General features: G+C 59.2%; 18 protein-coding genes. 12 read left to right on the forward strand and 6 right to left on the reverse strand.

The window, feature by feature from the left end; all coding sequences use genetic code 11:
- Positions 1–414 precede the first annotated feature (414 nt).
- The 3 genes from D8670_RS20940 to D8670_RS11425 all read left to right on the forward strand — a co-directional run bounded on the left by D8670_RS20940 (position 415) and on the right by D8670_RS11425 (position 1,778).
- Positions 415–567: a hypothetical protein gene (locus D8670_RS20940; RefSeq protein ID WP_162994272.1), complete on the forward strand. Its 153-nt coding sequence runs from the start codon at positions 415–417 to the stop codon at positions 565–567.
- A gap of 96 nt (positions 568–663) precedes the next feature.
- Entirely contained in the window at positions 664–1,110 is a 447-nt protein-coding gene (locus D8670_RS11420; protein ID WP_121818603.1) for an SWIM zinc finger family protein, read from the forward strand.
- A gap of 131 nt (positions 1,111–1,241) precedes the next feature.
- On the forward strand, positions 1,242–1,778 hold the full coding sequence (locus tag D8670_RS11425; RefSeq protein ID WP_121818220.1) for a DUF7342 family protein: 537 nt from the start codon (positions 1,242–1,244) through the stop codon (positions 1,776–1,778).
- Here D8670_RS11425 and D8670_RS20945 read toward each other — a convergent pair.
- Entirely contained in the window at positions 1,742–2,053 is a 312-nt protein-coding gene (locus D8670_RS20945) for a hypothetical protein (protein WP_162994273.1), read from the reverse strand. The genes D8670_RS11425 and D8670_RS20945 overlap by 37 nt on opposite strands.
- Before the next feature lie 759 nt (positions 2,054–2,812).
- The gene (locus tag D8670_RS20950) at positions 2,813–3,115 is read right to left on the reverse strand and encodes a hypothetical protein (RefSeq protein WP_162994274.1); all 303 of its coding nucleotides are present in this window, start codon (positions 3,113–3,115) and stop codon (positions 2,813–2,815) included.
- A 104-nt stretch (positions 3,116–3,219) separates the two neighbouring features.
- Between D8670_RS20950 and D8670_RS20955 the strand changes: the two genes are divergently transcribed.
- Both D8670_RS20955 and D8670_RS11440 read left to right on the forward strand, forming a co-directional pair.
- Positions 3,220–4,374 carry a hypothetical protein gene (locus D8670_RS20955; protein ID WP_162994275.1) on the forward strand — a complete coding sequence of 385 codons (1,155 nt, stop codon included), beginning with the start codon at positions 3,220–3,222 and terminating at the stop codon, positions 4,372–4,374.
- A 308-nt stretch (positions 4,375–4,682) separates the two neighbouring features.
- Positions 4,683–5,621 (forward strand): transcription initiation factor IIB, encoded by a 939-nt coding sequence (locus D8670_RS11440; protein WP_121818223.1) that lies wholly within the window; start codon positions 4,683–4,685, stop codon positions 5,619–5,621.
- Positions 5,622–5,871: 250 nt separating this feature from the next.
- On the opposite strand, the gene D8670_RS11445 is transcribed toward D8670_RS11440, so the two are convergent.
- Complete coding sequence (locus D8670_RS11445) at positions 5,872–8,055, reverse strand: DUF6345 domain-containing protein (protein WP_162994276.1); 2,184 nt, start codon at positions 8,053–8,055, stop codon at positions 5,872–5,874.
- Between the two features lie 804 nt (positions 8,056–8,859).
- On the opposite strand from D8670_RS11445, the gene D8670_RS11450 reads away from it, so the two are divergent.
- Both D8670_RS11450 and D8670_RS11455 read left to right on the forward strand, forming a co-directional pair.
- The gene (locus tag D8670_RS11450) at positions 8,860–9,291 is read left to right on the forward strand and encodes an ester cyclase (RefSeq protein WP_121818225.1); all 432 of its coding nucleotides are present in this window, start codon (positions 8,860–8,862) and stop codon (positions 9,289–9,291) included.
- Positions 9,292–9,311: 20 nt separating this feature from the next.
- The gene (locus D8670_RS11455; protein WP_121818226.1) at positions 9,312–9,743 is read left to right on the forward strand and encodes an ester cyclase; all 432 of its coding nucleotides are present in this window, start codon (positions 9,312–9,314) and stop codon (positions 9,741–9,743) included.
- A gap of 121 nt (positions 9,744–9,864) precedes the next feature.
- Here D8670_RS11455 and D8670_RS11460 read toward each other — a convergent pair whose 3' ends face one another.
- Positions 9,865–12,219, reverse strand: coding sequence for a bacterio-opsin activator domain-containing protein (locus D8670_RS11460; protein ID WP_193569351.1), 2,355 nt, complete (start codon positions 12,217–12,219; stop codon positions 9,865–9,867).
- A 471-nt stretch (positions 12,220–12,690) separates the two neighbouring features.
- Between D8670_RS11460 and D8670_RS11465 the strand changes: the two genes are divergently transcribed.
- From D8670_RS11465 to D8670_RS11485, 5 genes are all read left to right on the forward strand, one after another.
- Positions 12,691–13,098, forward strand: a complete 408-nt coding sequence (locus D8670_RS11465; protein ID WP_121818227.1) for a DUF7985 family protein — start codon at positions 12,691–12,693, stop codon at positions 13,096–13,098.
- A gap of 65 nt (positions 13,099–13,163) precedes the next feature.
- The gene (locus tag D8670_RS11470) at positions 13,164–14,816 is read left to right on the forward strand and encodes a DUF8186 domain-containing protein (RefSeq protein ID WP_233752231.1); all 1,653 of its coding nucleotides are present in this window, start codon (positions 13,164–13,166) and stop codon (positions 14,814–14,816) included.
- Positions 14,817–16,097 (forward strand): TrbL/VirB6 family protein, encoded by a 1,281-nt coding sequence (locus D8670_RS11475; protein ID WP_121818228.1) that lies wholly within the window; start codon positions 14,817–14,819, stop codon positions 16,095–16,097.
- On the forward strand, positions 16,094–17,110 hold the full coding sequence (locus tag D8670_RS11480) for a TraC-like domain-containing protein (protein WP_121818229.1): 1,017 nt from the start codon (positions 16,094–16,096) through the stop codon (positions 17,108–17,110). The genes D8670_RS11475 and D8670_RS11480 overlap by 4 nt, the downstream gene beginning before the upstream one ends.
- Positions 17,107–19,062, forward strand: a complete 1,956-nt coding sequence (locus tag D8670_RS11485) for a VirB4 family type IV secretion system protein (RefSeq protein WP_121818230.1) — start codon at positions 17,107–17,109, stop codon at positions 19,060–19,062. The genes D8670_RS11480 and D8670_RS11485 overlap by 4 nt, the downstream gene beginning before the upstream one ends.
- A gap of 274 nt (positions 19,063–19,336) precedes the next feature.
- On the opposite strand, the gene D8670_RS20960 is transcribed toward D8670_RS11485, so the two are convergent.
- Positions 19,337–19,615 carry a HalOD1 output domain-containing protein gene (locus D8670_RS20960; protein WP_162994277.1) on the reverse strand — a complete coding sequence of 93 codons (279 nt, stop codon included), beginning with the start codon at positions 19,613–19,615 and terminating at the stop codon, positions 19,337–19,339.
- 198 nt (positions 19,616–19,813) lie between these two features.
- Entirely contained in the window at positions 19,814–20,827 is a 1,014-nt protein-coding gene (ilvC, locus tag D8670_RS11490) for a ketol-acid reductoisomerase (protein WP_121818231.1), read from the reverse strand.
- Positions 20,828–21,018 lie beyond the last annotated feature (191 nt).

Consider the following 21,018-nt stretch of genomic DNA (forward strand, 5'->3'; position numbering starts at 1 on the left):
CGGCATCAAACTGGAACGTGAATCACGCAGAAGAACAGTACGACAATGCATTTCTGGATCTCCTCGAAGACGCGATCGATAAGACAACTTCACCCTAACTTCGGAGTTATCGCGATAAATAAGTCGTACAGAACCCTGTGAACCAGGGCCTCTACGTTTATTTGCGCCCGCAGGGGTGCGGGCGCGTTCATCTGTGTCCGTCTCGCTTATGACGCCAGTAGAACACCAGCGACGGCAAGAGGCAACGGACGAACTCGAACAATGGTTAGTCACGCACGCGGAAGCAGGTGTCCCGGAACTCGCACTCGTCGCGGTCCTGCGGAGGTACGCGACGACGGTCGACACGGTCGGATACGTCCCTCGACTGTGGGTGGACACCTCGTCGACGGACGATCCTCATTCGGATCGACGAGGATGATCCGAACACTCCTCGTCTGTCTCCCGACCGCGGGCGGCGGTTCGATGGTCATCTACGAATGCCGGCGATGCGGGAAAGATCTCGATTCGGAAGCAGAGCGGTGTCCGTACTGCGGACAGACGGACGTAGTCGAGTACGAGATCGGCTGAAATCGCCGACGAATTCCGACGACTGCTGTTTCCTCTATAGCGATTTTTTGTGCCCCTGAGGGGTGCGGGGCACGCTTCGACGTGCCCTGCGGACCCATGACTGTTCCACTAGCTCACTTAGACGTTACAACGCGCGTCGTGAAGCGCGCACAGTACGAGGCCTTCGAGTTCACCGTCGACGAACGCGGCGTCCGCGTCAGAAACGGGAGTCACGCGAACCCCGACGAACACGAGTACCTCGTCACGGTCGACGAGGAGATCCCAAGCTCCTGCGAGTGTCCGGCGGACGAACACTACGACGGCGCCTGCAAGCATCGCGTTGCCGTCGCGATTCGGGAACCGGTCCTCACGGCCGCGATTCACCAGCAGGTCGCCACAGATGGTGGCGCGACGGCAACGGATGATACGGCCGGGGAAAGCGACGAAACAACCGACGAAAAGCGATCAGGCGATGCTGCGAACTGTGACTGTGAGGAACTCGCCGGTGACTTCCCGTGCTGGGAGTGCGTCCGAACTGGGCGACGTGAACTTCCTAACGCCTGAGCAACGGATGAATCGATCATCCTACGAGGCCACTGTGACCGTTCCCAGTTCGTTCCCTTTCAGGTAGCTGCCTTGAACTCAATAATTCTAGCTTGAAGTAGAATTGTACGCCCCAAACGGTATATCACCCTATGACTACGGACGATTCGACAGACGATCCGCCGGGAACTGCGACGTGGAAAGAACACACAAGCGCGTTCGACCGCGTTCAGAGTGTCGCACTGACGGTCTCGGAGCCACGAACCGCATCCTGGATCGCCGAGGAAGCGCTGGTCGCAGAGAACACTGCACGGAGTCACCTGCAACGACTCACCGACCTGAACGTCCTGACGGCCAATAATAGCACTGATGCAACGAGGTACTACCCAGATCCAGTGTACGTACGGACGCGGGAGCTGCGTGCACTCGTCGATGAACACGACCGGGACGAACTGGTAGATCTCGCCGCGGACCTCAAGGCGGATATCGAGGAGTGGCAATCCGAGTACGACGTCGCCAACCCGGACGATGTCCGCGTCGGCGCAGTTGCCGAAGAAGTGTCCGCGGAGGCAGCACGGAAACGACGGCGGGACGCGAGTGACTGGGAGCACACCCGCTACCGTCTCTCGCTCGTTCAGGATGCGCTTGAACACTACGGCGAGTTCACTGGACGGTCAGCGCTGGCATGACCTTCTTCGCTGTTGAACAGACAGTATCCAGCCTCCGTTCGGATGGCGGCCGAGAGCCGGACGACCCCGGGCAGGAACGACATCGTATCCTTCGTGAACTCCAACGCGAACTTGAGCGCCATCCTGCAGTGGAACACGTACGTGGGATCCCGGACGGTAAATTCCGGGAACTGCGGGCCGAACTCGTTCCCGCGATACTTGGGAGCGACGCCGACCACGCGACGCTTCGCGTTGCCTGGTGGCCGAGCCCAGTCGAACCGGAGTTCGTGTTTCACTATCTTTCTTCAGGGAGAGAATCCCGCCGTTTACGGTGGGAGTGAACCCGCCAATTCCTTCACGAACCACGTATCGACGCTAATACGGATATTTAAGCAGTATCGGTTCATAGCAGGACATACGCTGAGGCGGTCACACCGCCCGCATAAATGCACAATATCAGGACCCTGAGGCCCATAACGTTCGAGACGTCCTCTCGAACCGCTGTGGTGTCTCGGCCAAGATAACTCCGAGTCCCATGCCAGGATAGGAGTAACGGCGGTGTGGCCCCGCCATCAACCCGTCATGCCGTCGGGTCGTAAACCATCAAATATCCCAATCCAGCGGTGCGGTGCCGTGGGAAGCCTCACCGTTTACGGCGAGGAGGAGGTCATAGCGAGAGTACGGGATTCGACTGCGGGTGACACCGCGAACCGAACCCTCACGTCGAGGGAACGACGCACTTTCAGGTCAGACAGTCATCGGAGGCTGACTACGAGTATCGATCGATCTCGTTCGATGCGGAGACGCCGTTGCGGACCCTCTGGGCTGTCCTCGACCGACTCACAGAACGTCTGGACGGTCCGTAGCACCCTCTCGATCGCGGAGTCGGTATCAAAGAAGCCGGTGATACCTCTATAGCCTGCTTTCAAGTGGAAAAGCTGATCCCCGCTGCCGATTCCAGCTAGGTTGAATTCTCAGGGCCACACCATCGCAACATCTCGATCTCCGGCGAATCAAATTATCACATCCATATTTCGAGCGTGCAACTACTGCCACTACGTTCCTGGATTGAGATGAATAGCGATCCGGTGGCCTCGCTCCACTGCAGTGAGATGTTCCACCTCTGTCGGAATGTTCAGGTTGGCGAGTTTGCGGGTATAGACGGCTGCATTCTCCAACGCTTCCGCACGGTTGCCGGGCAGTTCCAATGCAATGGATTGGGGCTGACGGAGTCGTTCTAGTGCGTGGTCATTGCCGTGTTTTGCACTCACAATAGTGCTCGTGAAATAGAACGATTTTTTCAGTTCTTGGAATGTGTTCGCGTGTTTCTCGACGTCAGCTGTGGTAGATTCGACCATCGCATCTTGGTGAAGGTCGGGGTGTGCCGTAATGACTCTTGCACCACCCCCGCGCGCGAGGCGGCGATAGTGGTTATGGCACTCCAGTTCATCGTCCCAGTAGAATGACTACTGAACGGGTGCGGGCATACTGGAACGACCAGGCGCTCACGGAAACGAACGGCTATCGCCACGTATTCGGAACATGGTCACACAAGGATGGGGAAGGGCCCGAAGTTGCTGTCTCCCCGTCTGAACAGGGGTTCTATTCCGTACTTGCTTGTCCCGACAATTCGAATCGTATCCTCTCGTTGACCCTGGATCGATCGCCAGAAACTGGGACCTACGTCTTCACACCGCCACATCCAGAGTACGATTTCAAGGTACGGATCGAATACGAGGAACCTCCATATCCGGCGGCGGAGATGCTGACGCTTGATGTCCAGTCGTCCCTATGTAATGTCTCGGTTGGAGACGACATCGTCATTGGGCTTCGAAAGGACGCAACCGTATCCCCCGGAACAAAAGAAATCCAAGGAGATATTGTCCAGCTCGTCGATTCCTGTGGGGCTGTCCCTGATTACACCTCCTACAATCTGGACTACTCGGACCATCCCGTACTGTCGATGCGAGTGCGGTTTGCCGATGCTGCACCCCTCGATGACGGTCAACTGCGCCAGATACAACTGACGCATCGGTTGGAAACCGTTGGTGATGGGAATGGGACACTTGATCTCTATGGGACAGGTGAGCCCTTCGAAATTCGGTGGGAAGGCCCGAGTGATACACCTGCCTTGTCCGTTGAATGGGTGCGGATTGAGCCGTCAGACGGCCAGCTATTGGAAATGACCAACGACACACTTCCTGCAGTGGAGTTCACGCCGCTCAGTGAGTTGTCTGTCGCGGATCGGATTGCCGAACTCGGTGCTGCATTCGATCGTATGCCGAATGTCGCGATTGCGGATGATGCGTTGAGACTGTTCGCCGAATCGGTCAACGGCACTGTTCCGGAGCGGGAGTTGACCGTACAGTACGAGTCCGCGAAAAGCGGAAATATACTCACGAAGAGTGGCACGTTCGTTGGTGTCGAATCAGCGTACTATGCCGATCCGAACCGTGCGCGGCACAAAATCAGCTTCACAGATTCGACCCGCCACTACGTCTTAGTCGACCCTCTACCCAATGCAGACTCCCCAGTCTCGGTCTACAGTAAATCCTATAACCGGTTTTGGGATACTGATTTGGGTGATGTTGTGGATATTAGCATCTCTACCGAGTGAATACGGGGCGGCTTATCAATTGGAGGCTCTGAGAGATAGTGACTGGTGTCGCTTCACACCGGAAGTTGGACCGATACAGAGACTGATCTCTACTGGAAGTGGTTCGCCGATCTGGGACAAATCGGGCGATACGGTGTTCATCTTCGACGGCTCCGGAACGCTCGTCCACCAGTATCCGTACTAACGACCGATACCCCGGGGATGCTCGTTCAAACGAGCGAGCCCCGCTTTGTCGGAAATAGACGGTGGTTGTTTATCGCCCCGTGAGGGGCGCGGGGCGGTCCAAAAGGGCCGTCTCGATACGACCGATGTCGCTCAGAGATATCTACGACAGTGGCTTCGACGAGGATACCGACTCGACGACTGACACGGCTTGTCCGGAGTGCGATGGACCACTCCTGACGGCCGACGGGGAGACGCGGTGTCTCGACTGCGGGCTCGTCACGGACGAGTATCGGCTCGCACACGGGGCGACACCCCGAACGTTCGACGACGGCGACGAGTCCAAGAAGCGAACCGGGTCGCCGTTGACGCTCGCGAGACACGATCGCGGGCTCACTTCGACAATCGGTAGGAAACGGGACGGGAACGGAAACCTGCTCTCGCTGGACAAACGACGGCGACTCAATCGCCTTCGGACGCAGCACAACAGGGCGCAACAGCAGTCGAAAGCCGAACGGAACCTCGCGTTCGCCTGCTCCGAGATCGCGCGACTCGTGAGTGCCCTCGAGCTCTCCCGTGATCATCGGGAGGAGGCGAGTCTCGTGTACCGACGCGCGCAAGATCAGTCGCTCATCCGAGGGAGGTCGATCGAGTCGATGGCTGCCGGTAGCGTGTATGCGGCGTGTCGGTGTCGCGGGGAGACGATGACGCTCGAACGGGTCGCGTCCGCGTCGTCGCGGTCGGTCGACCAGATCGAGAACGCCTACCGCGTCCTCAACCGGGAACTCGGTCTCGAGACGAAACTGCGCCGTCCGCGGTCGTTCGTCCCGCGGTGTGCAAGCGCCTGCGACGCGTCGATCCCGTCGTCGGTGCAGTATCGCGCGACCGAACTGACGGAACTGGCCGCGGACCACGGACTGGCGAACGGACGGAATCCCGCGGGCGTCGCAGCGGCCTGTCTGTATCGGGCCGGGCGCGAACGCGACCTCGGCGTCACGCAGGCGGCACTGGCGACGGCCGCGTCCGTGAGTCCGGCGACGCTCCGAGAACGGTACTACGAACTGGAGGCGTTGCTGGAGGACTGAGGGACTTTTAATTACCTATAACCGAGCCAAAGGATGTCTCCGAGATCGAGAACCGTTCCCTCCCGGTCTCGTCGCTAACGACGAATGACTGACTATCGAATGTTACGCACCCGTCTGCAGGAGGGAACACTATTTCCGACAACTGTCACCCTCCAGACTGACGAGTTTCTTCACGAGCAGCGAACGCAATGGGGCCTACGAGCAGCGCGGTCCGAGCAGCAGCACCCGCAGTCGCGCCGGCGGGGCGGACCTACCCGCCGCCCACCCCACCGATGACGTAGCAGATCCACCGGGACTGGCCCAGTGGGATGTCTGGGCCAACGGGGCCTTCCCCGTGGAAGTGATCGTTGAAACAGCTCCGCCCCTCGCTGTCAGCCGTGTACATCACTGCACCGCGTACGCGCCAGTTCTGGTCCGTGTCGTATGCCGGCTGGTAGTTGTCGACGGCGAGGAACCAAGCCTTCCGCAGCGGCAGTCCCGGGAAGAACCAGTTGCCGAACACGTACCGGCCGTACGCGTCCGGGAACCCGGGAACGCGCCAGCCGAGCGTCCGGAACCCTTGGAACTGGTGCAGGCCGTCGAACTCCTGGCGCCAGCGATCGAACACGCTGAGACCGTTGCAGCTGCCGCAGGACCCGTCATCCGGGGCCAGCACGTTACAGGACATCAGTGCGAGCCACTCGATGTCGAAATCACCCCAGTCGCCGTCGGCGTTCGTGTGCCAGATCCACTTGTCGTCGTGATTCGGGTTCTCGACAGTCCAGCCGCGTGGCATCCCGTGCCCACTGGCGAACACGAGGTCCGCGGTGTCGACGCCAACGTTGTCGTCAGTCGGAGACCGGAAGTCCTTCTCCCAGACGCTGTTACCGGTCCAGGTATTGTTCCTGCTGACGCCGGCGATTCTAGCCTCGCGGATGAACCCCGACGCCCAGTTTGGCCAGATCGCCGTCTCCGTACCGACATCTACGGTCCCGGGAACGTTCGTATCAGTCCGCGCGGACGCGTCTGCCGGGCCGCTGATGCTCCCCGTTCGAGTCGCGTGCGGCCGCGATCCGAACAGCCTGCCACTGGCGCCTGCAGCGACGCTGAGTTCTGGTTCCACCGCGACTGTCAGTCGCTGTTGGGCACTGACGGTTACGCCGTTCGCGTCCGTCACCTCTGCCGTGATCGTGGTTTCCTCGATGGCCTCGCGGGCCGTGATCGTCTCGGAAATCTCGGGCGGATCACCCGTAGTCGCTGGATCGAGTCCGAGCGATCCCTGCGAGAGATTCCACTCGACCTTGTATGGCGGCTGCCCGCCCTCGACGTCAACACTCGCGTCGACGCGGTCGCCTTCTGCGTTGGCCGAAACCTCGACGACGGGTACGAACTCGTCGTCTGTAGTCGCGGGAACGTACTCTCGGAGGAGTTCGACCTCGACGGGCTCCTCCGCCTCGTCGTTCTTGATCCTGACCGTCCCACCGACCGAGTAGTGCGGTACGAGCGCCTGCACCTCGTTGGTCCCCTCACCGACGGGATTGTCGTTGACACGTCGGAGTTCTGGCGCGAGGTAGGTAAGGCGGGGTTCGGCCAGTTCGACGATTTCGCCGTCGACGAGCTGGTTGACCGCACGGCCGTAACGCTCGACCACCTCCTCGGGCGGGGTGAGTTCGATCTCGGGCCCGGGTTCGACCTGTCGGAAGCTGTGTCGGACGTCCCCGATCACTGTTCCCTCGCCGCTATTTGATGCCCGGCTCCGGATCTTCGCCCCCGGTCCTTCGAGTCTGATTCCGTCGAAGGAGGGGGTCAGGTAGAAGGCCGTATCGAGCCGTCGCTCGAATTCCCGGGAGCCATCGTCGGCGCTGGCGACCTCGATCGAGGCGTTGCTCGCGGTCCGTTCGAACTGCAGCGGGTCGTCCGGGAGGGCCTCGGCTGCTTCGAGCGCCTGCAGTAATCGCTCGCCCAGCTCGTCCGGGTTCGGCGGCTCCGGCTGCTGGCTCAGGGCTTGGAAGTCCATCGCCATCGACGGATCGTACTGCTCGGTCTCGTCTTCGTCCTCGGTTTCTCTGGGCTCGACGTCCCTCGCCGGGATGGGCATGTACGCCTCGGGGTCGATGTACTGAAGAACTCCCTGGTCGTCGACCTGGAACTCGCCGTCGACCTCGAGCTCCTGTCCGATCGTCGCCGCCTGATCGTCGGTCAACCCACGGGAAGTGACCGCCAGTACCGGTAGTGTCTCGCGTTCTTGTCCGCTCTGCGCCCCCGCGGTCGTCCTCGGGACGTCGGCGCCCCCTGCTGCCCCCTGAGACGCCATGAGTCCCGTCGCCAGCGCGGCCGCACCGGCCGATCGAAGCACGTGACGTCGCGTCACCGGCCTCGAGTTGGACTCGGTCTTCGAGTTGCGGGCGGCAAGCGCTGAACCTGTTTCTCTTTCGTTCGGATCGTTGTCTGTCATTGTGTCGTCCCTCTCGTCCAGACGGTGTGACCACGCGTCTTGGATATCCGTGTCATGTTTGCCCTCGCTGGTGTGCAGCGGACAGTAGCAGACTGTCGGGTGCCGTAAGCACCCTCTCTAGATAGCACTAGACGAGCGCGGGGCTGGTAGTCATGCAACTAGATGGCCGCTGAACAGGATTGCTGAATAGACTCTAGGTCACGAGCAAAATATACGCAATTGCTCTCTGGTAACGATATCCAGATTTCCTTGACTTGTTTGTGACGCTACCGCGTCGCCTATAGTGAACTTCCTACCGTATACCGTAGGTCCTGCTACACTTGAAGTGCATAGAAAACACCCCTCAAACGATCTCTAGGCGAGTGTCTGGGTCGTAAAGTGCAGTGACGGTAATAGCCTGTCCTCTCTGTTCGTCGGACTGATCACCATCTGTTGGTGACTCAGTGAGGTCTCCGAGCCGTGACCAGTCCACTCTCGCTCGAAAACGACAACGTCCACCCCCTCCTGTTAGTCCGATAATCCACATGGTGGTTCCCTCTTTCCGAGGATCGCCAGACTGAGGATGCGCTCATCGCAGAGCGTGTGGATATCGGCTGTGTGGCCACTAGCGCTATCTAGAGGGGGATTCCAAGAAGGCTAGCAGCCAAGTGATACAGGGTGATATCCTATGGCAGAAACGACACTAGACGCCGAGCAGCTCGTGACCGCGTACGTGGTCATATGGAACGACCGGGAGTACGCGATGATCCCGGACTTGGTCTCGGACTCACGAATATAGCGACCCGATAGTAGGTGAATCCACCAATGGCCACAACCACCACCGAGGAAAACGAGCAACTCGCACGCGACCACTTCACTCGCGTGTGGAACCACGGCGAGTTCGACACGGCAGTCCTTACAGATGACTTTCAGGTCCACACGCACAGCGGCGGGCACGATACCTACACACTCGACGAGTTCCGGGAGGTCATCGCCCAGGCTCGCGAGTCGATACCCGACCTACGCAAAGAACCGGACGACGTGTTCGCGACCGACGACAGGGTCACGATCCAGTACACTATGACCGGCACTCAGGAAGGCGAATTCAAGGGGGTTCCGCCGACTGGAGAGGAGGTCGAGATCGCCGGCGTCGCTATCTACAGGATAGAAGACGGCGGACTCGCAGAATCGTGGCTCGTCGCCGACTTCTTGCGGGCGATGAAACAGCTTGGAGTGGTCGAACCGTCCGAGGAGTAACACGACCGAGAGCGAATACAATGGCAACCACCGACCAAGATAACGAAGCCATCGTGCGTCGGTTCTTCGACGCATGGAACGAGGCAGACTTCGATGTCGTTGACGAAGTCGTGGCCGCCGACGCTGAGCAGCATAATCCTCAAGAGCCACCCGTTCCACCCGGCCCTGCGGGAGAAAAGCAACTCATCGAGGAGTATCACTCCGCGTTCTCCGATGCAACGCTCACTATCCAAGAGATGGTTGCGGACGGTGACAGCGTTGCCGTCCGGTATACAGCCACGGGGACGCACGACGGCGAATTCATGGGCATGGAACCGACCGGGAACGACGTTGAGATCGTTGGCTTCGAAATCAACCGGCTCGCAGACGGTCAAATCGTCGAATCGTGGGGGCTCTTTGACACTCTCGGGTTGATGCAGCAACTCGGGATCGTTGAGTCGCCCCGTGAGTGAGGCAGCCATATTCGATCGCGTTTTTAGAAGTGGTGATAGAAAAGCCCCAACAGCGACGGATCGCTCGCCGCGTCACGTACTTATGGGATCTTTCACTACCCGGATATCATTCAGAACCAAATTAGCGTTCCTTATGCCTTTCAAGGCCGATGAGCACCGATGAGAGTGTTTCCAAGGCATTGCGCAGGTGATAGTGGAACGTAGTTTCTGCAACGTCCATCGATGCGGCGATGTCGCCGGCGGTACTCTGACGTGGCCAGTCAAAGTACCCGGCGTGATACGCGTGCGTGAGCGCTTCTTGTTGCCGATCGGTCAGCTGATCGCTGACTGATTGGCGTATCTCACGCGCTTTCTGGGCGGGGCGATCGAATTCGCGCTGGGCAACCAGCGTCGAATCTGGATACTCAGTTCGAAGTCGGGTGGATAACTGCCGGATATCGGCGGACTGGGGGGCTTCGATACGAAACCGACCCCGCCCATCAGCTACGTGTCCTGACGTAAGGATTGCCCCGTGATCTGTTATGTGATTCAGGGCGTCCGCCTTCATGACGAACTCGAGTACTCCGGTGTCGTCTTCGTCGGCGATGATCCGAATCCGGTCCACATCTGGATCATCGACGGCGACATCGCGAATCGCTGTCGGGGCGACGTCGTCCACGGTAAGATACACGCTCCACGAACCGGATTCCGACTCGACGTATCCAGTGATGGTAAGTTCACACCCGAATTGTTCTGAGGTCCGGACAAACACCAACCCTGAATCGGTGACCTCGAACTCGAGTTCGACAACCGAATCAGCGAACAGGAGCTTACGATTCTCAATGGCGTTAATAGCGAAGCCGATGGCTTCCCCGAGGGTTTCGAGCCCGTCTCGTTCGCGGTGACTGAACGCGAGCGGGCGAGTCGCGTACACTGCCAAGATGCCATAGGTGGTGTCCCCATGGACTAGCGGCACGGCGGCAGCCGACTTGATGCCGCGGTCGAGGGCCGCCTCGCGCCACGGCTCGAACGTTGGATCAGATCGAATATCATGACTGACCTGCAACTCACTGGTTCGAAACGCCCGTCCACCGGGTCCTTGGCCGGTTTCGGTTTCCGCCGTCGTGACTGTTATCGTCTCGACGTACCCGTCGTCGATTCCAGCACTAGCGTGAGGTCGGATTTGATCCCCGTTAGGCTCTGGCTCGCCAATCCAAGCGAACTGGTACAGGGAAGACACCGCCAGCCGGTCACAGACCGTCTGCTCGATTTCCGCCCGCGTCGGCGATTCGAACAGGTCGCGGGTGATCTCGAGCAGAAGTTCGTTGATCTGGTCCAGTGTCTGGAGTTCGTCGCGTTGGCGTTCCAGGTCCCGTTCGTGTTGCCTGCGCTCCGAGATATCGATAGCCATCAGAACCGCCCCATCGAATTCGCCGTCTCGATACAGAGGGACACCGCGCCCAGTGAAGTACGCCTCCTTCCCGTAGATCGACTCGAATGGGAACTCGAATTCGATGGTCTCCCCGGCTTGCAGGCGCGTGAAGAGGTCTGCTTGACCGGTCTCGATGATTGATGGGAGTTCACGGATGTCTCTCCCGATGGCTGCCGATGCCTCTTCATCGTCGGGCAACCCAATGATTTCTTCTGCCCGAGGATTTTCGTACGTAATACGGAGCTCTTCGTCCAGACGAAACATCCCGAAGGGGGCGTTTTCGACCAGTTCCTCGTTGAACTGACGGGCGATACGGAGTTGCCGCTCGCGCTCCCTGCGGTCGCTGACGTCGCGGGCAATGCCACAGCGGTACACGCGACCTGTATCGGGGTCCTCGAACGTGGTCCCGCGAAACTCGTGGGGAATGCGCTCACCGTCTTTGGTAATGAGATCGAGATCGACGTGCTGGTCACCGAGTTGGTCGATGGCCTCGGCCAGACCGGGTACGTATTCGTGCTGTTCTGGGGAAACGAATTCCTTCGGCTCGAGGGCTTCGATTTCCTCGTCGGTGTACCCAGTCATCTCGCAGAGTTTCGTGTTCCAGAGGATAGGAGTACCATCTTCATCGAAGACGTACACAATATCATCGACCGTGTCGAAGACGTTTTCAATGAGCTGCTGCGGATTCTCGACCCCGCGCTCGGGCTGCTTGATACGGTCGTTCTCTTGGCAGGTGAAGACGAAGTGTTCGTCGTCCAAACAGGCAATTGATAGTTCCAGGGAGAAGGTACTGCCGTCACATCGACGGCCCGTAAGCGTCCCGCTCCACGTCCCGTCTGCACGACACGTCGGTAGAATCTCTCCCTTGACCCGCTCCCGCTCGTATTCGGCAAGGTGGCGGTTCCACAGTTCCCCGGCAAGATCGTCCGGACGTCCAACCCCGTACAGATCGGCGTACGGCTGGTTTACTGAGATGTATCGGTCGCTTTCGATGATGGCCATCGGGTTCATCGACGCAGCCAGCACTTGCTCCTGCTCCCGAGTGACATCGACTACGTTCGACATAGTGAGTCATTGACTAGCATGGATGATAAAGTTCAGGAGCCATCCCAGCCAGCCCCTAAACTACTGTACCGATTACTCCAGTTGGCAAGGGTAGGAGACATTCCGAGCAATCCGACGAGTGTGACAGCCCACGCAGTGGCGACGAACTCCTGACGTAGTACAAATAACCTCATCGACAGTCGTTGATCGACCGTATCGACCGGGATGGGTTTGTCACCGAACCGCTGACCTTCTCGCACCCACTCTCGTTGCGGCAGGAGACCGACATCGATGCGGTCGTTCAGCGTCCCTGAACGTTCCTATGATCTATTTAATAGATGCACAGACTCCTCGACCGACAATAATTACAGATACAATATAGTAAAGAAATAGTTATATACTGCCGTGTTGGATCGGAATTTACGATACCGATCGCGCTCCGTCCCCGGATTAGCAGAGAAGGGGGTCAGTAGCCGACGGTATCCAACTCACATGACCGAACACAATCGTTCCAGCGATTTAACGGACCAGACTACTGATCGATCTTGCTCACGATTCGTCCGATCGGCAGGGCTCGGCATCCTCCTGTTCAGTCTCATCGCCGTCGAACCCGCCTTGGCACAGTCGACGGGGGAGGCATTCTGCGACACGGAGATGGCCGAGACGATCCAGAACCTGTTCACCCTTATCCAGTTCGGCGGCCCGCTCGTCGGCGGCGTCATCGCGCTCGGAGCGACGGTCGCGACGCCGACGATCCGTCGGTCGGACATCAAGAAAGAGCTGAAGGAGGCCCGGAACCAGGCGGTCGTCTGGGGTATCATCGTCGCGCCGATGGGGACGGCGATCGTGCAGTTCCTCCTGAACAACGTCGTCGCGGGTGGGACGAGTTGCGGGTTCTAACGTCAACGCTCTTCGTCGTGACCGCTCTCGCCGCGGTCACCGGAGGCACTATGGGTGGCGTACCGATGGGTGACGTAGCTCCCCAACCGATAGACCCGCCGAACGAAACCGACCACGGCGTGAACGAGACGACGTTTCACGCGCTGTGGTCCGGCGACGTCGACATCGCTGACTCGGAAAACCTCACGGACGGGAATCGGTCCGAGATGGCGGAACTCGCCATGCTCACGGACATCCCGTTCAACGCTCCGCCACGGGACATCGAACGGTGGAACAGCGGCGACCACCGTGAGTTCCCGGAGACGTCTCCCGACGTGTCGATCCATCCGCGGAACACGACCCTGGAGGACGGTCGGTTCGTGAAAGACGCCTACGTGGACGTGTTCGCTATCCAGCCGTCCACGCGAGCGCAAGTCTCAGCTGAGAACCAGCCACTCTACGTCGCACCGAACGGAAGCCTCCTCGCGACGCTCGACTACCGGGTCAGGCGGCCCGTCGATACGGAGACCGATACGCGCCGGAGTACCTGGTCGATCGACTCGCACGAAATCGCCGAAACGCGACTGCTAGTCGACGGCGACGTCGAGACGACACGGCGGGGAACGCACACGCCAAGACTCGGGTACACGTCGCTCGATTCCTACGTCGGGACGAATCACACGCTCGCTGTCGAGGCGGATATCGCCGTCACGCTCGAACACAACGTCACCGTCTGCGTCAACGAGAGCGACGACGGCTGTGAGGAGTGGAACACGACGATTACGCATCCGACGGAGACGCTCACGGTCAACACCTCGAGGCCAGTGTCCCTGTATACCCTCCGCGTTTCAGGGTTTGCGGGACAGTATCCGAACGGCGATCAGGGGATCGTCGCGTACAATAATCAGCCGTGGGCGGGCTACTCGCTCCCCGGCGGCGGAGTACAGGGCGTCTGGCGTTTCTACTCCGCTCGCGATCGGGACTGGGATGTCCTTGTTCATCGAACGTCGGCCGATCAGTGGGAGACACGCTCGCCGCTGCAACCGCTGCAGGTGTACGCGTACCCGAGCGAGATCGGCCCGACGACCGACCGCGGACGCGTCGAGATCCTCGCAACGCACGGACGCGAACTCGAACCGGGATCGATGCCCGAAAACGTCGAACTCGACGCCGTCACCGCGCCCTACACGGCGAGTTTCGGCCTTGCGACACGGACGGAACTCGACGACCCGTCCGCGAGAAACGTCATCGACAAGCACGTGACCGCCGACGGTATCGTTCGCGGCGTCTCGACGAACGTCACCGCGACTCACTTCGTAGACGTCCCGATCAACGAGAGTACTCTCACCGTCGCCGTGACGAACGTCACGGACGAGACGGTCACCGCGACAGTGAGACTCCGGGATGCTGCGACGGGAGAGCCGATCGCGACGGCGGACCGCGAAGGCGTCGTCGTTCTCAACGGCGAACGAGTCCAGACGAACGCGAGCGGCATCGCGGTGCTGACGCTCCCCCGGTCCGGCGACGGGGTCACCGCTCGATACGAACCAGCACAGTGGTGGCGGCATGAACAGGGCTACGTCGGCGACTCCGACACCGCCTACGTCCGGGGAACGGTCCTGCAGACGATATCGACGGTGTACCGGATCCTCGTTCCGGTTGCGACCGTCCTCGTCGTCGTGTACGTGCTCGATCGACTGACCAGTTGGGGCATCTGGCCCCCGTGGCGAGGGATGTGAATGGGTGCGCTTGCCGACGCGATCGTCGAGGCGCTCACGGAGTTCATCCGCGTCCTGTTCAGCCCCGTCACGAGCCTCATCGAGACGTACGCGGACGACCTCGTCCGGACGATCGTCGTGACGCCGCATCCGAACGCGGTGTTCTCCCCGCCCACGAACGGCGCGTGGGGCGGCATCTACGAGTACTATTGGGAGTCGATCGTCCCCCTATCGCTCATGCTCTGGGCGCTGTCGATCGGTCTCGTCATCTTTCTCGAGTCGACGAGCTACCTATTCAGTTCCTACCACCGTTCGAAGCTCAAGAAGCGAGCCGTCTCGGGGTTGCTCGGGATCCTTTCGTGGTGGTGGCTCGCCGCGATCTCCCTCCGGCTCATTAGCGCGCTGACGGGATTTATCCTGCCGGATCTGTCCGACGTAACGCTGTTCGAGACGCTGTCGTTCAGCGCACTCGGGGCACTCGGCGTGATGGTCACCCTCCTGACCGACCTGACGCTGTTCGTCCTGATCGCGCTCATCTACTACGTCCGTCAGGTGGTCCTCTACATGTTCGTCCTGCTGATGCCCCTGCTCATCGTCTTCTGGATCCCGGGCGTCGGCCCGTTCACACTCGTCTCGCGATTCATGCGCCGGATGGCCGGCTTCTACGTTCCGTTCCTGTTCATGACCGTCCCCGTTGCGCTGCTGTTCCGCCTCGGCGCGATCCTCGGGAGCGAACTCGAACTCTCGATGGGCGGGATCGGTGCGTGGCTGACCGCGCTGGTCCTCCCCTTTGTCGCGCTTGCGACACCGATCGTCCTGTTCTGGCAGGCGGGCGCGCTCTTTTTCGCCGCCGACCGCGCGTCACATCGGATGTCGAAGGGGCGCGCCCGACAGCGGGTTTCACGAACGAAAGACCGTGGCGGAACGGCCGTCCGCGGCGGCCGGAACTTCGCGCGCGGCGTACAGGGGAAAGCCGCCGTCGATAGCACCGGCCAGACGAAGTTGCAGAACAACTCCCGCGCTCACGCGATGGGGTCGCGCCTGCACACGACCAGAGTTGGCTTGCGGGAGGCGTTCGGCGGCGGTACCGACGATAGCCGCCAGCCGGGACGGAGCAACAGAGGTCCCGATCGGTCTACCGGTACCGGCGATACCGACCCGCTTCCACTCGAAGGGCGCACCGAGGGCGTCGACCCGCTTCGCGACCGGCGGTCACAGGCGCAGGACACGGATCGAACGGATCCCACGGATCCGACTGACACGCCCGCTGACGCTACCGATCCCTCCGAAGGTGACCAATGAATAACCACGATCCGACGAAACGAGTTCCGAAGTCGCTGGGCACAGGCACGAAACTGTTCGGCAGGTACACGCTGACCGATCTGGCGGTCGGACTGTTCCCGGGCGTGGCGGTCATCCTCGTCACGCAGGTACTGTTACCACAGTCTCTCTCGATCGCCGGATACTCACTCCAGGCGTTCGCGCTCCCGTTCGCTCTCTGTGGCGTTGCGGTCGGCGGGCTGTTCGTCTACCTGACGCCCGAGTACACGACCAGCATCGACTGGATAGAGACGTTTCTCGAGTTCTACCGTCGCGACCACGAACACTCCCACGACGCCGCGGCCGAGTTCACGAACGTCGAACGGGTCTATCCCGACCAGAACGCGATAGAGCGGACGGACGGCACGCTGCTGGCGTTCATACAGGTGATGCCGCCGACGATGGCGCTCGCGACCCGCGAGCGGTGGCACTCGCAGGCGGAATCCTTCCAGGACTTCCTGAATACGGTCGTCGAGTTCCCGATCCAGATCTACTCAACGACACAGGAGTTCCCCGCAGAGGACTACCTCTCGCGGTACGAGGACCGCCTCGACGATCCGGACGTTGCGGATAATCCGCAACTGGCGGCCCTCATCGAGAACTACGTCTCCTGGTACCGGACCGAACTCGAAGAGCGCCAGATGACGATCCGGGATCACTACATCGTCGTTCCGGTGACGCGAAGTGAGGTACAGTTCGAACGGGAGAGTCTCATACAGAAACTCTCCGCGTTGCCGCTCGTCGGCCTGTTCGTACGGGCGTGGTTCGCCCCACAGCAGGCCGCACAACACGAAGCGATGATGACGGCTCTGGAGGAACGCTGCCGACGTATCGAAGCCGGTATCAGGGAGATAGAGGGCTGTAGTGCCGACCGCGCCGCGTCGGCTGAAGCGGTTCGGCTCCTCGACGAGTACTGGTCCGGGGAGTCGGCCGAATACGGCGACCCGGAGCAGGTGCTTCGGACGCGACCGCTCATCGGAGGGCGATCGGAATGATCCGAGAGAAACTACCGTTCTTCGACGTAGAAGAAGCGTCCGCCGAGTCCACAGAGGACGAGACAGGCGAGACGCCGGATTCCGATGACGACGACGTTACCGTCGCGTATGATCCGACGTCAGAACCGCTCGATGACGTCCGCGACGTTCATCAGTCGATCGTCGCACCCTCGAGTATCGAACACCGGTCGAATGCCGTCCAGACTGGCGACCAAGTGACGAAGTCGTTCTGGGTGAGCGAGTTCCCGGACGCGCCGGTCGACGGCCTGTTCGAAGGATTGTACTCGACGGCCGAAACGCGAACGACGGACATCTCGATCCACATCGATCCGAGAGACACCGCCGCGACGCTCGACTCCCTTGAGAACAAGATCGAGGACCTCGAGGCCGACAAGGAGTACCTCGCCGAGAAGCGCCGGGCGGGCGCTCGCGGCGTCACGAAAGACCTGGAGGACTACCGAGAACTGTACGACGTCCTCCGGAACACGTCGATGAAGGCGTTCGACGCGTCGATGTACCTGACCGTCCGCGGCGAGAGCGAAGCGGACGTCGACGCGGATGGAGTAGTGAACACAGCACGTCGGTCGCCGGCGAACCTCACTCCCGTCCTTCCGCGTTGGGCGCAACTGGAGACGCTGCAGTCGAACAGTCCGGTCGCTGTCGACCGGCTAAACGACTCGATGGACACGAAAACGCCGATGCTCGGCGGCGCGCTCGGCGCGATGTTCCCCTTCGTCGCCGGCGCGTTCGCCGAACCCGGCATCGAGTACGGGACGTACGCGCTCAACGAGAGCCCGCTCATCCTCGACCGCTTCGAACGGGAGACAGGCTACTGCACGATGGTCATCGGAAAACTCGGCGCCGGGAAGTCGTTCTCGACGAAGCTTCAGCTCGTCCGGCGAGCGATGTACGACCGGGACACGTGCATCATCATGCTCGACCCGCTGGAGGGGTTCGCCGGCGTGAACGACGCGCTCGGCGGCGAACGCGTGACCGTCGGCGGGACGCGTGGGTTCAACCCGCTCGAACTGCAGGCGACGCCAGCGGACGTGCTCGAGCGGACGCCCGACCTCGATCCATGGAGCGAGCAGATCGACTGGGTGCTCACGTTCTTCGAGACGTTCTTCGACCACGTGGCGAACAATCCCCTCGGCGACCGGAAGCAGACGCTCAGACGCGCCGTGCAGGTTGCGTACGAACGCCAGGGGATCACTCGGGCGCCGTCGACGCACGACAGGGAGTCGCCGACAGTCCGGACTGTCATCAGCGTCCTCGAAGCACTGCTGGACGACCCAGGGGAGTTCGGGTACGTCACCGACGGCGAGCGAGAGAGCGTCCGGACCGACGCGCAGTCGCTCCTGACGGACCTGCGGCCGTCATTCCGCGACGGCGGGGATCTGGAGAATCTCGCGCAACCGACCGAACTGAACCTTGACTCGAAGGTGCTGTATCTGGATCTGCACCAGGAAGAAGGGACGCGGGGCCGGTCCGAGACCAGCCTGATGATGCAGGTGATCTTCAACGCCGTCTACGAGCGGGCGAAGCAAACGGACAAGAAGGTCGTCTTCGCGATCGACGAAGCCCACTACCTGATGGGTGACTCGACGTCGCTGGAGTTTCTGGAGACGGCCGTTCGCCACAGTCGCCACTACGACCTCTCCCTGCACTTCATCACGCAGACCGGCGGCGAGTTCGCGCTGACGCCGGAAGCACAGACGATCGCGAACCTCTGCTCGATGACGATCATCCACCGCGTGAAGGAGGAGGCCGAGAAGTTGTCGGAGTGGTTCGGCCTGAGCGAGCGCGAGGTCAACTGGGTGCAGACCGCAAAGGCTGGGAACGAGGACGACGGCTATTCGGAGACATTGCTCGGTGTTGATGGCGAAGGGTGGTTCCCGTTGCGGGTACGGGCGAGTGAGTATGAGGTAGAACAGATCGATAGAGACGGATAATTCTAGAGCCTCATCTCAAGATTAGGAAAACACGAAGAAGCGAACTTGAACGGAGGACTCCGAAACTACGGTACCGCTCAACTGTTTACCGCGGAATTTTCGCCCACTGTAGCTTGGGAGTGACGTTGTCCTGTCCGTGAACCTAATGCTGCTTTTTACGTACGAATCCTTTCTCTATTCGTCTCCAGAGGTAGGGAGGGACTCCAAGAATTAGGGCAGTGAAGATTAACCTACTCGTTGTATTGATAAGGTAGATAGGTCTATCAATATGGAACTACTTCTTTTCTATTTTTATTCTTTCGCTATTAGTAATTGTGACTTCGTATTCATTGTATTCAAATGTAACTTGAGTTGGGTTTTGAGCGGTAGAAAGTAATTTTGCGAGTGCATCGGAGTTGATCACTTCATTCACTGCGGGATCCTTCTCTGAAACCTTGCTGGAATTGATATCAGATAAGAGTTCATGAGCACGTTTTAGAGGATGGTCCCTATATTCGGTTACATAGGATGTTGCTTCCACCTCTGAGAAGTCACTGAATAGAAACTCGTCCATTAGGATTCCCTAGTGGAGTCTACCATAACCAATTTTACTAAATATGTAAAAATATACATAATTTATGATTGTGTGTCTCCGTTGAGGGCTGTTCTAACCGCTTGAAAAGACAATTTCCAAGGGAATATACTATCCCACCACCATTATACAAACTGTTTTATATTAATATAAAAGTAGAGAATTCTATTTATTTTGGTTCTATTCGTTTTCTTCCGACCAAGCGAAGAGGTCACGCAATCGTTCGCCAACGTCTTCGATTTCGTGATTTTTCTCTGCCTGGCGGAGCTGAGTATAGCTTGGACGGCTAGCCTGATTCTCTGAAATCCACTCCCGAGCAAACGTACCGTCCTGTACATCTTCAAGTGCTTCTTCCATATTCTGGCGCACCGTATCATCAATAATTTCGTCGCCTCTGGAGAGCCCACCATACTCTGCTGTATCAGAGACAGAGTCCCACATCTCACCCATCCCTCCTTCATACATGAGATCAACGATGAGCTTCATCTCATTAAGGCATTCAAAGTACGCCATCTCTGGACTATATCCCGCGTCAACAAGTGTTTCATATCCCTGCTTGATGAGACTCGTAATCCCACCACAAAGAACAGCCTGTTCCCCAAAGATGTCCGTCTCCGTTTCCTCCCGGAATGTGGTTTCCACGACCCCTGCCCGGGTGCAACCGATCGCCTTCGCATACGCTAATGCTTCCGCTTTAGCGTCGCCTGTAGCGTCTTGGTAGACGGCCAGTAGACCAGGTGTGCCTTCACCACTTTCGTAGTTGCGTCTGACAAGGTGCCCTGGGCTTTTTGGCGCTATCATCGTCACGTCTACATCCTCGGGAGGTCGGATCTGGTTATAGTGAATGTTGAACCCATGAGCAAACTGTAACGTATCACCGGCGGTGAGTTCGTCTTTGATTTGTTCATAAACAGCTGGTTGGACAGTATCAGGGACAAGGATGGAGACGATGTCTGCTTGAGCAACCGCTTCCACAGGTTCCATTACCTCTAAACCATCATCCTGAACTGCCTTACGGGTAGATGACCCTTCGCGAAGGCCAACAACCACATTCACCCCGCTCTCATGTAGATTAAGTGCATGAGCATGTCCTTGACTGCCATACCCGAGGACAGCAACCGTTTTTTCTTCTATTTGAGAATCCTCTGCGTCTTCGTCATAATATACCGATGTTGTGAACTCTTTTTCAGTCATATTCGTTCTTGGTTTCTATTGGCCTATTAACTACGCTGTACAATTGCTTTTCCGCTATCTGATCGCGGCCTCTTCCCATTTTTCTATTAGTGGTATGTGTACTCCTGTCTTGCAGGGTCGTAAAGTCTGTTATCTCCTCTCCAGCACCATACAAAATCATAGGCCGATTTTATTCGGCCAGAAAATTCATG

The organism is Halostella limicola, from assembly GCF_003675875.1.
GTDB lineage: Archaea > Halobacteriota > Halobacteria > Halobacteriales > Natronoarchaeaceae > Halostella > Halostella limicola.

Excerpts from the sequence above, each read along its gene's own strand:
- D8670_RS11420 (WP_121818603.1), top strand. The coding sequence starts at position 664 with ATGACTGTTCCACTAGCTCACTTAGACGTTACAACGCGCGTCGTGAAG.
- D8670_RS11425 (WP_121818220.1), top strand. The coding sequence starts at position 1,242 with ATGACTACGGACGATTCGACAGACGATCCGCCGGGAACTGCGACGTGG.
- D8670_RS20940 (WP_162994272.1), top strand. The coding sequence starts at position 415 with ATGATCCGAACACTCCTCGTCTGTCTCCCGACCGCGGGCGGCGGTTCG.
- D8670_RS11455 (WP_121818226.1), top strand. The coding sequence starts at position 9,312 with ATGGCAACCACCGACCAAGATAACGAAGCCATCGTGCGTCGGTTCTTC.
- D8670_RS11465 (WP_121818227.1), top strand. The coding sequence starts at position 12,691 with ATGACCGAACACAATCGTTCCAGCGATTTAACGGACCAGACTACTGAT.
- D8670_RS11460 (WP_193569351.1), bottom strand. The coding sequence starts at position 12,219 with ATGTCGAACGTAGTCGATGTCACTCGGGAGCAGGAGCAAGTGCTGGCT.
- D8670_RS20955 (WP_162994275.1), top strand. The coding sequence starts at position 3,220 with ATGACTACTGAACGGGTGCGGGCATACTGGAACGACCAGGCGCTCACG.
- D8670_RS20960 (WP_162994277.1), bottom strand. The coding sequence starts at position 19,615 with ATGGACGAGTTTCTATTCAGTGACTTCTCAGAGGTGGAAGCAACATCC.
- D8670_RS11470 (WP_233752231.1), top strand. The coding sequence starts at position 13,164 with ATGGGTGACGTAGCTCCCCAACCGATAGACCCGCCGAACGAAACCGAC.
- D8670_RS11480 (WP_121818229.1), top strand. The coding sequence starts at position 16,094 with ATGAATAACCACGATCCGACGAAACGAGTTCCGAAGTCGCTGGGCACA.
- ilvC (WP_121818231.1), bottom strand. The coding sequence starts at position 20,827 with ATGACTGAAAAAGAGTTCACAACATCGGTATATTATGACGAAGACGCA.
- D8670_RS11485 (WP_121818230.1), top strand. The coding sequence starts at position 17,107 with ATGATCCGAGAGAAACTACCGTTCTTCGACGTAGAAGAAGCGTCCGCC.
- D8670_RS11440 (WP_121818223.1), top strand. The coding sequence starts at position 4,683 with ATGTCGCTCAGAGATATCTACGACAGTGGCTTCGACGAGGATACCGAC.
- D8670_RS11445 (WP_162994276.1), bottom strand. The coding sequence starts at position 8,055 with ATGACAGACAACGATCCGAACGAAAGAGAAACAGGTTCAGCGCTTGCC.
- D8670_RS11475 (WP_121818228.1), top strand. The coding sequence starts at position 14,817 with ATGGGTGCGCTTGCCGACGCGATCGTCGAGGCGCTCACGGAGTTCATC.
- D8670_RS11450 (WP_121818225.1), top strand. The coding sequence starts at position 8,860 with ATGGCCACAACCACCACCGAGGAAAACGAGCAACTCGCACGCGACCAC.
- D8670_RS20950 (WP_162994274.1), bottom strand. The coding sequence starts at position 3,115 with ATGGTCGAATCTACCACAGCTGACGTCGAGAAACACGCGAACACATTC.